The sequence below is a fragment of the Roseateles sp. genome (genome assembly GCF_031397715.1).
GTDB lineage: Bacteria > Pseudomonadota > Gammaproteobacteria > Burkholderiales > Burkholderiaceae_C > Paucibacter_A.
Genome location: NZ_JANNMI010000475.1, coordinates 1 through 11,350 on the forward strand (window position 1 = coordinate 1; position 11,350 = coordinate 11,350).

Here is an 11,350-nt window from a genome sequence, read left to right on the forward strand (position 1 = left end):
AGCAGTTGCAGCTCCTTGCCCTGCAGGTCATAGACCAACAAACCCTGCGTCTTGTTGCTGCCCAGCACGCGGCTGCGGCTGCGGCAGGCGTGTTGCGAATGCTGCCAGATGGCCGGACTTCGCTAGGCCAGGCCCAGCAGCGAAAAACAGCCTGAACCCGCGTGGCGTCGCCACGGGGGTCAGGCTGTCAGGTGCGACAGCTTGTGTCGGTGGTCAGGCGGCTTGGCCCTGCTGGTGGCGGCGGGCAGCAAAGCCCCCCAGCGCTGCCAGGCCCAGGGCCATCATGGCGTAGGTGCCGGGTTCGGGAACCGCGCCGACGGTGAGGTTATCCATGCCGACGTACAGCGAAGCTCCGGGCGCACTCAAGGTCAGCGAGGTAATGGACAGTGCGGTGGTGAAGCCGCGGTAGCTGTTGTCGGGGCTGGTGGGCATGAACGTGGTGACGTGGCCGTTGCTCAGCGTCAGGGTGATTGACACCGGCTGAAACACATCGGAGATGTTGGTGGCGTAGAAGTTGCCGCCCACAGCGGTGACCGGCGCGCCAGTGAAGGTGACGGTCAACGGCTCGTTAGGAAGGTTGGTGCCGATGAAGACGCCGTTACCGTACAGGCCAGTCGGCGCTGCCACGGTGTAACCGAAGGCACCCCCAGAGAAATCAAACGACGGTTCGCCGGAAAAGTCGATGTTGTTTTCAAAACCCTCGGTGTAGGACCCTGCCAATACGTTCGGCAGGAAGCTCGCGGAGCTCGTGTAGACGGTGGTTTGGGCAGAGACTGCAGAGGCCGCGGCCAGAGCAATGGCGGCGACGGTGAGGTGGATGGTTCTCATGCTTGGGGACTCCTGTTACTGCGGGTTGGCTTAAGGAGCGCGGTGTTGAGTCTCCGCGCGAAAGAATGATCCCACGGGCCGTTCGGATGTCTTCCCCCCGGTTCGGGGGGGGCACTTACCCGGTGGCCCGTCTGTGGGCTAAGGCCTAGAGCGCGTACCCACACCCAGCACGCCTGACACCGTGGCGTCCTGGCGGGTCAGCGGGCTGTCTTTCGCATCGCATCGCCTTGCTGGCTGCTCGCCGACACCGCCAGCGTGCTGTTCTTGTTGGCGTACTCGGCTTGCCGCGAAAGCGGGCTCGGGCCTGCGCCACGCCGCCAGCGCGAGCCTGCAAGCCGGCGACGCGTTGGCCGGCCGGCGCGCTGCTGCTGGCACTGTATTTGCGCAGGTTCCTGGACGGCCTGGCGGCTGCGGGCCAGCCGCTGCTGATGGGTCTGAGCGAAGGCTTGATCGACGCGGTACAGCTGCTCGCCGGCTTGGCTCTTTTGCTGATGGCCGGGCGCATTTGGTTCGGGCTGGATTTGGCTCAGGCCCAGCGACTTTGAGTCTGAGCCCGCCCCGCAGCTTCAGCGCAGCTTCAAGGGCAGCGACGCCATGTCGATGCGCTTGCGGCAGCTGAAAGGGCGCAGCGCCATCTGGCTAACTTTTACGACCTACGGCAAGCCTGAGCGACCAACGGCCGGCCTCTAGCGCCGTGAAGCAAAACTCAGCAGCTCTTCCTCAACCCAACGCCTGAGCAAGCTGCCGGCCTCACTGGCAATGTCGGCCTCAGGGAAGCGCTCGCTCAGCGTTTCGCACAGAGCGGCAAAACTCTGGCCCCCGGCCAAGCCGTCCAAGGCCGCCGCCTCCAGCGCGCCGAGGCTGCGGAAATGCGGGCTGCTGCCACGCCGCCAAATCAGCACATCGAGTTCATGGCCCAAAGCTTCAGCAGCCGGCGGGACATCGTCTTGGTCCAGCGCCTGCCAGATTGCCAAGGTGTTGTGGGTCAAACGCAAGCGCCGGTAGCTGGGCGGCAGCGCAAAAACCAGCGTGGCCCAGGCCTCAGCCGGCAGCGCGCCCAAGTCGGCGGCCGTCAGCACTGGTGCGTCGGCGGCGTCGAACGCCCCGCGCAACGCCCAGTCCAGCGCGGCCAGTTCGGCGATGTCGGGGTCGCCGGGGCGGCGCTCGGCCAGCCAGGCTGGAAAAGCGGCACCAAACCAGCGCAGGCTGGGCTGGGTGGACGGGTGGGCGATCAGGTAGGCGCGCGCCTCGCTCTCGAACCAGTCCTCACCAAGATAAGTCACGGTATGGCCATAGCTGTCTTGCAAGGTCTCGACCAGCCGGGCGCGGTAGGCCTGGTGGTAAATGGCCAAGCGGCGCTCCACACCCATGCCACCCAACTTCACCGCAGCGGCAAAGTGCTGCGGCTGATCCAGCAAATGAGCCTGGAACTCGGCCTGCAGGGTTTCCAGCGCCGTCATGCCGCCAGCTCCAGCGCCGCGACCTTGTTGGTCTCGTCGGCCGCGTCGGCCGCTATAGCGCGGGCCATGTCCAACTCAGCCACCAGCTCGGCCAAAGGCGGGATATGGTCGTCGCGCTCGATCATCGTCGCCACCGGCCCGAAGCGCCGCAGCGCCTCGCGGTAGAGCGCCCAGACCGGCGCGGCGACCGGGTGGTCATGGGTGTCGACCAGGTGGTCACCGTGGTCGCTGTGCCCGGCCAGGTGGAATTGCTGCACGCGCTCAAGCGGCAAGGCATCCAGATAGTCCAGCGCGTCAAAGCCGTGATTGACCGCGCTGACATGGATATTGTTCAGGTCGACCAGCAAGAGGCAGTCGCTGCGCCGGCACAACTCGGCCAGGAACTGTGCTTCGCTCATTGTCGAGTCGTTGTACTCGATATAGCTGGAGACGTTCTCCAGCACCAAGCGGCGACCCAAGGCCTCTTGCACGCGCGCCACATTGCGCGCCACCACGGTCAGCGCTTCCTCGGTGTAGGGCAGCGGCAGCAGGTCGTGCATCTGGCGGCCATGCACCCCTGTCCAGCACAGATGGTCAGACACCCACAGCGGCTGCACCCGATCCGCCAGCGCGCGCAGCCGGCGCAGATAGTCGGCATCGGGCCCGGCCACCGCGCCGATGGACAGCGACACGCCATGCATCACCATGGGATAGTCGGCGCGGATCGCGTCCAGCATCTGCAGCGGCTTGCCGCCGGGCACCAGATAGTTTTCGGAAATGATCTCCAGCCAATCAAGCGGCTGGCGTTCGGCTAAAAAGCCGCTGTAATGAGCGCTGCGCAGCCCCAAGCCAAAGCCAGGGCTGGGTCGCGTGATGCCGGTCATCAGCGGCCCCCGCATCACTTCTTGGCGGCCAAATCGCCGATCACGCCGCCGGCGGTCAAGCAGGCCTTGGCCTCCATGCCCTTGAAGCCATGGCCTTTGCAACCGTTCTGGCCCTTGCAGCCGTTCTCGCTGGTCTTGCAGTCCGAGTTGCCCTTGCACTCGTGCACGCCGTAGCAGTGCACCTTTTCGCTGGCAGCAACCGCCAGGCCGTTGCTGCCGGCGGGCGCCGGGGCAGCGAAGGCATTCATGGCAAACAGTGCAGCTGCGGCGGCGAGGGCGGATCCTTGAATTTTGCTGATCATGATGAAGCTCCGTGAAGTCGTTGAGTAAAGGATTGAGAGAAAAGAAGCAAGTCAAACTGCTTGCCTTACTCCGTCGCCGCGACCCGGCGCGTCCTTACAGCGCCAGCCAAGAATCTCTTCTTTTCCTGTCTTTTCTTGACGCAGCCGGCTGGGCCTCAAGGGTCAGCAGAGGTGAGGGCCCCGTCATTCAACCGCCGCAGACTCGTTGTGCCGGTCAGGCTCGGTGGTGCGGAGGATTTCGTTCAGAACGGAAGTGGCGTAGCTCCCGGCGGACAAAGAGAACGTGAGCAGCAGCTGATCGGTCTGCGGCCATTCCCATGACATGTCCACCGGGCGCGCCACCAAGGCGCGGCGCTGCTGATCCAGACCGGCGTATTCCATGCCATCGCACAAGGTGGCGTGACGTTCAGCCACGCCGTTTTCCAGGGCCTGCGCTTGATCGGTGGTGACCACGCGGCCCCGTCCCCAGAGCGGACCGGTAGGCCGGCCCGCCTCATCCATCACGTCACCGGGCAGGGTCTTGCCCCAGAGTCCCTGCTGAATTCGTAAGCCCAGCACTTCATTGAAGACGAAGGAGCGCACCGCCGATAGGTAGATGCCCTTTTTCTTTGGGTGGCGCACGCGGATTTCGCGCGCCAGCATGGCCCTACCCTGCTCGACGTTGCCGCCCTCAAAGCCGAAGCGCTGTGCGCCGAAGTAATTGGGCACGCCCTGTGACGCCACAGCCTTCAGATTGACCTCAATGAGTTCAGGGTCGCCGGTCACGTCACGCAGCACGATGCGGAATCGGTTGCCCTGCAGATCACCGGGGCGCAGCTTTTTCACGTGGCGGCTTTGACTCAGCACCTTGAATTCCGGGTGCTGAAGCTGGGTCAGGTCGGGCGTCTCGCCCTTCGGTAAATAGATGCTGAACCATTGACGGGTGATGGCGTTGCGGTCCTTGAGGCCGGCATAGCCCACGTCCCATTCCTGCACGCCGGCGGCCTCGGCCAGCACGTTAGCGACGAAGGCGGTGTTGGCACCGTTCTTTTCGATGTCCAGCCAGAGGTGTTCGCCCGCACCGGAGGGCAGCTGCAGCGGCAGTTCGGTCACGCTGAAATCCTCGTTGAGGCCTTTCAGGGTGGCGCTGGCGCCGCTGGCCGGATAAGCGTTGGGCCACTGCGGCAAGGTCGTGTATTGATAAGCGTCGGTCATGAGCGGTCTGATGGCACCAGGTGTAGGTAAGGACAGGCTGTCTTGTAACCCTGATTCTCTCCCTGCCCGCTTGCCTTGACGAGCGCCAACAGATGCGACTTCTATGGGAGACGTTGCGCGCTGCGACAGCCGGCTCCCGGGCGCCGACGTCAACTCACAGACCCGGCCAATGGCTGTTGATGGCCGGGCCCGTGAGGCCGCATCATCGCCAGCAAGCCGCCGTTTACCCAAAGGGTGGACGAACCCTATGTCAGCTATGCGGCGCTCGCGCGCATGCTCAGACATGAGCTCGCTGCGCTGTATCGATGGGCCAGGCTTTGTGGCAGCTCTGTGCCCGGAGCCGTCACTCCGAATTTGCTTTTGACAGGCCTAGCGTCGGACCTGCGCACTCGCCCGACCTGCATTTATCCCTTTCATCCCCTTCATCCTGGTTAAATAATTTTCCGGTGCCACAGATCAATCATGCCGAGGAGCCGGGCCGCTGGCCCGGTGCGGATGGCAAGGAGCAGCCCCAAGCACGTTTTTTGCCTGCCCCCGAACGTTCGCTGACCCTGGACCCAAACACCCACTCCTGGCCGGGGGTACAGAGACGAAGAGTCGCCAGGAAGCAGACTTTCGAGGCGCGAGCCGACACCGGCAGCTGCGACCCAAGGTTGCCTGGTGGCGTCCCCTGCGGTCGCGACAACATCACCCCGACAGACCGCGCCGACGTGGCGGGCCGCGAACGGCCTCCGGCATCGACGCAGCAGGAAAGCGCCAGGGCGCCCTCCTCATCGACACCGCCCTCAGGCGCTCCGAGTGGCGTTAGCGCTCAAGCGGCGGCGCACCAGGTTCAGCAGAGGCAGTCCTCCTACGAGCATCAAGGCCCAACTGCCGGGCTCCGGAACGGGCGTGATGGTCAGGCTGGCCGCAGCTCCCGGCAGCCAGTTCCAAGCGGCTGGCGCATTCGCGTCGCCACGGATGCCGAGGTGATTGGTGATCACACCACCTTCGAGGTCTCGGGCATTGCCCAGGCCGAGTGCGCCTAGAAAGCCGTTGGCCTCGTTGTTTGTTTCCGAGCCCGCGTCATAGCCAAAGAGATTGATCGTCACCGTGCCGGTGATCGTCGACAGGTCCAAGCCGTTGATGCCGACGAAGCCATCATTGGTCCATCCCAGCATGCTGGCAAACGACAGCAGGTGATGTGAGGCATCGGCCTGGACGACGACGCTCACGGATTCTTGCTGAGGCAGCGGGGCCGAAAGCGGCGCCGCGACGCTGAGTACGCTCGTACCCACCAGGGCGTTCACCTCGTCGAGCAGAAAGCTGCGGTTGCCACTCTCGGCAATGCGCCAGATCGTCTCGGGAGCGGTCTGACCAACGTCGTACGCGCTGTAGGCCGAGCTGTGGGTAACAAACACCGGGGGCGACAGTCGCTGCCCGGTTTGCGCCGGCGGGGCGCCAGCGGTGAGTGCGCTGCTGGTGAGGTTCTTGAAGGTGATTTGGTAGGCCGGCGCTTGAGCATTGGCCTGTTGCGAGATTGACAGGCCGGCCGCAAGGGCCACGCCGAGAGCTGCCAATCGCTTTGCGGCAGCGGACGAGCCGTTCGCGCCATCGGCGCGGTGTGGGGTTTTCATTCGAGATCTCCTGGCTGGTTGGGTGACAAGGCGGATGCCCTGCGCCTGAGAGTCGCCGTCGGCTCGGAATCCATTACATGAGTTTCGAAGCCCCCCTAGGATGAAGATGACTGCGAAGCCCCCAGTTTGGTCCGCTCTCCTTCACGAATGCCTGCACCATTTACTCACGCAGATGGACGAGCGGGAGGTGTCGGGCATCTCAGGCGTCAAATCGGATGCCGCCGAACTACCAAGTCGGCGCCGGAGCGTGTAAGTTCTGGCGACGCGAACCGACAATGCTCTATGAAGCGCTTCCTTCTTATCAGTACCCATGCGGTCACACTACTCATAGGGTTTGCCCTTGGAATTTATGCGCTTCCCATACTCACCGCGCCCTCCGCTCCATCGTCTGCTGACATCGCTTCGCTGATGGGTCCAACCTTGTGGAAGGCGCAGTTTCACCGTGGCCTCAAGGACAGCGATGCCCTTCACTGGGGCGAGGGCAACCTCTCGGTTGGCCCGCGGAGCATCACTTTGGTTGGAAAGCTGGCTCCCGGTCCGGACTACAAGCTGTACCTGTCGCCGGAGTTCGTTGAGACAGAGGAGCAGTTCAAGGCCCTGAAGGGTCGCATGCTTCGCGTCGGCGACGTCAAGACTTTCGAGAACTTCTTGGTTCTAGTGCCGGAAGGTGTGGATCCCGCGCGCTACAACACGGTCATCATTTGGTGCGAATCGTTCAGCCAGTTCATCACAGCTGCCAAGTATCAATAACGGGTCGCTTGCGGCTAGTCGCGTGCCGACGCCTTACCCCGCTAGAAGGGCTATCCACCATTGCAAGCTCCTGTAGCAAGACCTGACCCTTCGGGGTCTTTTGCATTGAGGAACTGGCGGCACATGATCGGCATCAAAGTCGATCTGCTGACCCTGCGCCTGACCGAGTTCCCGGTCTTCGATCAGCGCTTGCATGCCAGGGTCGGCAGCGAGGCGACCGTACAAGCGCTGCTCGACAAGGTGCGTGCCGAGGTCGCCGTGACGCCCTCGCCTGCATTCAACCGCAGCCAGCACAGCTATTTGCAACTTTTTGCCGGTGCCTACTCGGTCGGCCTCTGCAGCCAGAAATGGGCCGACTTGCTGAGCGTGAATTCCCGCAGCGCGTTTGAAATCCAGAGCGTCCCCGATGCCAGCGTCGGCCCGCGTTATCTGCAAAAAGTGCGGGAAGTCGGAGGCTCGCGCCCGGCGATAGAGGGCTTCAACGCCTTGCGCGGACGCGACCCAAATAGCGACGCCTTGCTGCTGCATCAAGGCATGCGCTGATCGAGACACCAAATAGATACGTCGGCGGTGTAAGCAATGGTGCTTGACAGTGACTGAAGGAAATCTACAACTACTCGACGTCATCATCATGGACTTGCCTCGCCGCCGCTTCTGCCTATCCGCCTCTGCTTTGCTTTTGACCGCCTGCGGTGGAGGGGGATCGAGCGATCCGACCCCGCCTGCCTCACAGGCTGCAGTCGAGCCACTGGCACGCTACAAACTCACGGTTAGAAACGCCTGGACGGCTGCAAACTTCCCGACCCAATTTCCAAGCACGGCTCACCTGACCCGCTTTGTGGGTGCCACTCATTCAGAGGCCATCACTTTTTGGGCCAACGGTTTGGCGGCCACACTGGGCGTTAAGAATGTTGCAGAACGAGGCCGCATCGACGAGATGGCAGCCGAAGTGATGGCTGCCATCTCGGCCGGCACGGCCATGACACTGCTAGGTGCGGATGCCATCCCCTTGGGCGGAACTGAATCCAGTCTGGAGTTCACACTCAGCCAAACCCACTCCAAAGTAAGTTTGCTGTCTATGCTTGGCCCCAGTCCGGATTGGTTCACAGGCATCAGCGGCCTGGCATTGTTTGAAAATGGCGCTTGGAAGCAGTCGGTGACCATGCCTCTGCGGGTCTATGACTCAGGCACTGATGACGGCTTGAGCTTTCGCTCGCCAGATGCGGCCTCGGCGCCACCGCAGTCGGTCCAAACACTCAGCACTGCAGCTGCGGACAGCGACTTTCTAAACGGCGTCCACCGAATTAGCAGCGCCGCCATCGCCTCTGTACTGGTTGAACGTCTTACCTTGGCCTGAAGCTAGGAGGAAGGAGTTGCACACAGTGGTCTCATCGATAGCACTGGCCGGGTGAAAGACGATGCAGGGCTGTGAGGATTGGGCATCAGTGCCGCCCGCCACCTCCTCAAACACCCCGTCGACCACACAGACGAGGAAGCGCAAATGCCGGCTCAGGCTGGAGACAAAGCGGTGGATAAAGGCTACGGCACCAATGTGCGGGCTGGCTTGTCCACCTGGACCGAGCCGGGGCTGTCGGTCTGAACCCGTAAAAGCTTGGGTTAGAGCGGATCCTTTGGCGAATCACTCTGAGATTCGCGCAGCAGGCTGAATTTACTGCTGCTTTGCGCCCTCAACCAGGCGCCTGCCTAGTCCAACCGCATAGGGTGCCGCGCGTGCAGGCAACATGGGGTCAGCTGAGGCCTCTACACCTTTTGGCATGACAAGCGGGTTGTAGGCAATGGTTAGGCAGGGGCCCCCGCCATCTTCGGATACTGAAGTGATCTTCAGCATGCCTAGATTGACCTTCTTTCGCCCTTCAGGCAACGGGACTGTCGCGCTGTCTATTTTGTCGCCAGCTTGCGCCAACTCAAGATTGAAGTTGAAAGCAACTTTGCCGTCTTTGACGCGCTGGCGCAGGTCGTCAAAAAGGAAAGCTGGGCCTTTTTCTTTTGCTTCGTCATCACTCAAGCCCTGTTGGCCGCCGACGGGCTCAAAAATCCATTTGCCAAACTGTTTCGCGCCTCGGGCGTTGACAAAACCATAGGCGTGCACGCCCCAGTAGTTAACACTGCCAAAGCTGGCCGGTACGGGCTGAGATGCAAAGTGTTTGCCAATCAACAGCACCTCGGGGTTGGCCTCATTGAAGGCCTTGACCTTGGCAGGGTCGGCTTGCTTGGTGGCAGGGTCAGGCTGCCGGGAGGCAATCAGATCGAAGAACTGCTGTGGCGACGAAGCACCAAATACCGGGGCAGAGATATTCCCCATCTGCCATTGTTCACCGCCCGGCAGATTGAACTGCAACGCCATATTGCGTTGCGACTTGGCGTTGTCTGGTGCCTTTGGGTTGGCTCCGCCGACTGAGAAACGCACAATCACGGGCACCGGACTGCCACTGAAGGCTGAAGCTGTTGACAGAGTGCGGGCGTCTGGGGTGGCTACAAATTCACCCATAGCGCAAATACCCTTTGCGCCCGAGCGCCTGTACCCTTCAGACTTGCCGAAAGTCGATTCGAATTGATTCAGAAAGGCATTGGGATCGGCCGCTGTGGCTGCAGGATTGACTTGCGCCACTGCGTTGAGGGCCAACATGGAGGCGGCTGTAGCCACCACGGAAAGAGTCAAGTTTTTCATCGGCCATTCCAGGTTTGTAAATTGAAAAATAACTAACGAATACCAAGCCGCGCAGTGCATGTACAAGCTTTGCAATGTTCGTTGGGTTGTAGTCGTTCCAAGTTGTAAATTCTTACAAGCGAGTGAAAGACTGTTTTGAAAAATGACTAATTTCGATCACTGCTGTTCGTTTGACTGATTCACTGTGTTTTTTTCGAGCAGTTGTCTGCTTGGCTGCATTGGTCGGTGCGCTGAACTCAAGCCGGCAACGGCTTACGGCGTCCGGCACCCAAGGCCGGCTCAAATGCCGATGAGCTAACAAAATTTTTGAGCGGTGTAAGTATCTGTCTTGCCGCTACGACTCTGAGGAGGTCGCGGTGCTAACACCAAGCAGACCGCTCAAACTGCCTAAAACGCCCAAGCTGTTCATGCAGGCCCACGCCTCATCAAGGATCGATCATGCTCAAAGCCAAGACCGCCCTCGTCACCGGATCCACCAGTGGTATTGGTCGCGCCATTGCCGAAAACCTTGCGGCACAAGGTGCCAACTTGATTCTCAATGGCTTCGGCGATGCCGATGAAATCGAGGCTTTGAGGCTGCAGATTGCATCCCAGCATGGCGTGCAAGTGCGCTACAGCGGCGCCGACTTATCCCGGCCAGACCAAATCGAGCAAATGATGGGCCAGGCCATCACGGAGTTCGGCTGCGTCGACATCCTGGTCAATAACGCCGGCATTCAGCATGTGGCACCGGTGGATGAGTTCCCGGTGGATAAATGGAACGCCGTGCTGGCGCTCAACTTGACGGCCAGCTTCCACACGGTACGGCTCGCCTTGCCCGCGATGAAGGCCAAGCAGTGGGGGCGCATCATCAATATCGCCTCGGCGCATGCCTTGGTGGCCTCGCCCTTCAAGAGTGCCTATGTGGCGGCCAAGCATGGTGTCGCCGGCTTGACCAAGACGGTGGCCCTGGAGGTAGCCGAGCAAGGCATCACGATGAACGCGGTTTGCCCAGGCTATGTCTGGACGCCCTTGGTCGAGAAGCAGATCCCCGACACCGCCAAGGCACGCGGCATCACGCCGCAAGAGGTCATCCATGATGTGCTGCTGAAGGCCCAGCCGAGCAAGAAATTCGTCACCGTTGAGCAGGTTGCAGCGCTGACTGTCTTCTTGGCGAGCGAGGCGGCCGCTTCGATTACCGGCGCTGTCATCCCGATCGACGGCGGCTGGACCGCCCAGTAGCAGAACTGGCCTCCGAAGGCCTCCACCCCCAGCAAAAAGTACCCAAATCGCCCCTGTCTTCAAGCAGGGTGGGCCGCTGCATTGCCTGGGCTTCTTTCTCCCTTTAACGATCAATGGCCGCCATGACTCCAAAGCTCGAACGACAGCAAGTCCCCAAACCGCCTGGCCAAGCCGTCCTTGTGCTGCAAGGCGGCGGGGCCCTCGGTGCCTATCAGGCGGGGGTCTATCAAGCGATGCATGAGGCCGAGATCGAACCCGAATGGGTGGTCGGCACCTCCATCGGCGCGATCAATGGCGCCATCATCGCCGGCAATCCGCCGGGCCAGAGAATGGAGCGCCTGCATGCCTTCTGGGACCGCATGGCCTTGAACAAAGGCAACCCCGTTGCGGACTGGATGCAGACCTTTGGCAATGGCTTCAACACCGC

The 11,350-nt window shown here is 61.6% G+C and carries 14 protein-coding genes; 6 read left to right on the forward strand and 8 right to left on the reverse strand.

The features are described from left to right. The coding region (locus tag RMO57_RS21020; RefSeq protein ID WP_310390011.1) for a phytase at nt 1-110 on the reverse strand (110 nt) is incomplete at its 3' end. A gap of 103 nt (nt 111-213) precedes the next feature. Next, nucleotides 214-828 carry a PEP-CTERM sorting domain-containing protein gene (locus tag RMO57_RS21025; protein WP_310389988.1) on the reverse strand — a complete coding sequence of 205 codons (615 nt, stop codon included), beginning with the start codon at nt 826-828 and terminating at the stop codon, nt 214-216. A 281-nt stretch (nt 829-1,109) separates the two neighbouring features. Between RMO57_RS21025 and RMO57_RS21030 the strand changes: the two genes are divergently transcribed. Further along, entirely contained in the window at nt 1,110-1,373 is a 264-nt protein-coding gene (locus RMO57_RS21030; protein ID WP_310389990.1) for a hypothetical protein, read from the forward strand. Between the two features lie 141 nt (nt 1,374-1,514). On the opposite strand, the gene RMO57_RS21035 is transcribed toward RMO57_RS21030, so the two are convergent. The 5 genes from RMO57_RS21035 to RMO57_RS21055 all read right to left on the reverse strand — a co-directional run bounded on the left by RMO57_RS21035 (nt 1,515) and on the right by RMO57_RS21055 (nt 6,263). Then, on the reverse strand, nt 1,515-2,288 hold the full coding sequence (locus tag RMO57_RS21035; protein WP_310389992.1) for a DNA-binding domain-containing protein: 774 nt from the start codon (nt 2,286-2,288) through the stop codon (nt 1,515-1,517). Continuing rightward, complete coding sequence (locus tag RMO57_RS21040; protein ID WP_310389994.1) at nt 2,285-3,151, reverse strand: DUF692 domain-containing protein; 867 nt, start codon at nt 3,149-3,151, stop codon at nt 2,285-2,287. The genes RMO57_RS21035 and RMO57_RS21040 overlap by 4 nt, the downstream gene beginning before the upstream one ends. A 14-nt stretch (nt 3,152-3,165) precedes the next feature. Further along, nucleotides 3,166-3,453: a hypothetical protein gene (locus RMO57_RS21045; protein ID WP_310389995.1), complete on the reverse strand. Its 288-nt coding sequence runs from the start codon at nt 3,451-3,453 to the stop codon at nt 3,166-3,168. Between the two features lie 183 nt (nt 3,454-3,636). Then, the gene (gene truD, locus RMO57_RS21050) at nt 3,637-4,647 is read right to left on the reverse strand and encodes a tRNA pseudouridine(13) synthase TruD (protein WP_310389996.1); all 1,011 of its coding nucleotides are present in this window, start codon (nt 4,645-4,647) and stop codon (nt 3,637-3,639) included. A 785-nt stretch (nt 4,648-5,432) separates the two neighbouring features. Then, the gene (locus RMO57_RS21055; RefSeq protein WP_310389998.1) at nt 5,433-6,263 is read right to left on the reverse strand and encodes a spondin domain-containing protein; all 831 of its coding nucleotides are present in this window, start codon (nt 6,261-6,263) and stop codon (nt 5,433-5,435) included. Nucleotides 6,264-6,545: 282 nt separating this feature from the next. Between RMO57_RS21055 and RMO57_RS21060 the strand changes: the two genes are divergently transcribed. The 3 genes from RMO57_RS21060 (at nt 6,546) to RMO57_RS21070 (ending at nt 8,370) form a co-directional block, all read left to right on the forward strand. Further along, a complete protein-coding gene (locus tag RMO57_RS21060) occupies nt 6,546-7,013 on the forward strand; it encodes a DM13 domain-containing protein (RefSeq protein WP_310390001.1) in 468 nt (155 codons plus the stop codon). A 123-nt stretch (nt 7,014-7,136) separates the two neighbouring features. Beyond that, nucleotides 7,137-7,556, forward strand: a complete 420-nt coding sequence (locus RMO57_RS21065; RefSeq protein WP_310390003.1) for a M3 family metallopeptidase — start codon at nt 7,137-7,139, stop codon at nt 7,554-7,556. Nucleotides 7,557-7,605: 49 nt separating this feature from the next. Beyond that, on the forward strand, nt 7,606-8,370 hold the full coding sequence (locus tag RMO57_RS21070; RefSeq protein ID WP_310390012.1) for a spondin domain-containing protein: 765 nt from the start codon (nt 7,606-7,608) through the stop codon (nt 8,368-8,370). A gap of 312 nt (nt 8,371-8,682) precedes the next feature. Here RMO57_RS21070 and RMO57_RS21080 read toward each other — a convergent pair whose 3' ends face one another. Continuing rightward, on the reverse strand, nt 8,683-9,702 hold the full coding sequence (locus tag RMO57_RS21080) for a catalase family peroxidase (RefSeq protein WP_310390005.1): 1,020 nt from the start codon (nt 9,700-9,702) through the stop codon (nt 8,683-8,685). A gap of 438 nt (nt 9,703-10,140) precedes the next feature. On the opposite strand from RMO57_RS21080, the gene RMO57_RS21085 reads away from it, so the two are divergent. Continuing rightward, entirely contained in the window at nt 10,141-10,923 is a 783-nt protein-coding gene (locus tag RMO57_RS21085) for a 3-hydroxybutyrate dehydrogenase (RefSeq protein ID WP_310390008.1), read from the forward strand. 122 nt (nt 10,924-11,045) lie between these two features. After that, a partial coding sequence (locus RMO57_RS21090; RefSeq protein WP_310390009.1) for a patatin-like phospholipase family protein occupies nt 11,046-11,350 on the forward strand: 305 nt, incomplete at its 3' end.

Excerpts from the sequence above, each read along its gene's own strand:
- RMO57_RS21055 (WP_310389998.1), bottom strand. The coding sequence starts at position 6,263 with ATGAAAACCCCACACCGCGCCGATGGCGCGAACGGCTCGTCCGCTGCC.
- RMO57_RS21035 (WP_310389992.1), bottom strand. The coding sequence starts at position 2,288 with ATGACGGCGCTGGAAACCCTGCAGGCCGAGTTCCAGGCTCATTTGCTG.
- truD (WP_310389996.1), bottom strand. The coding sequence starts at position 4,647 with ATGACCGACGCTTATCAATACACGACCTTGCCGCAGTGGCCCAACGCT.
- RMO57_RS21085 (WP_310390008.1), top strand. The coding sequence starts at position 10,141 with ATGCTCAAAGCCAAGACCGCCCTCGTCACCGGATCCACCAGTGGTATT.
- RMO57_RS21060 (WP_310390001.1), top strand. The coding sequence starts at position 6,546 with ATGAAGCGCTTCCTTCTTATCAGTACCCATGCGGTCACACTACTCATA.
- RMO57_RS21080 (WP_310390005.1), bottom strand. The coding sequence starts at position 9,702 with ATGAAAAACTTGACTCTTTCCGTGGTGGCTACAGCCGCCTCCATGTTG.
- RMO57_RS21065 (WP_310390003.1), top strand. The coding sequence starts at position 7,137 with ATGATCGGCATCAAAGTCGATCTGCTGACCCTGCGCCTGACCGAGTTC.
- RMO57_RS21025 (WP_310389988.1), bottom strand. The coding sequence starts at position 828 with ATGAGAACCATCCACCTCACCGTCGCCGCCATTGCTCTGGCCGCGGCC.
- RMO57_RS21040 (WP_310389994.1), bottom strand. The coding sequence starts at position 3,151 with ATGACCGGCATCACGCGACCCAGCCCTGGCTTTGGCTTGGGGCTGCGC.
- RMO57_RS21045 (WP_310389995.1), bottom strand. The coding sequence starts at position 3,453 with ATGATCAGCAAAATTCAAGGATCCGCCCTCGCCGCCGCAGCTGCACTG.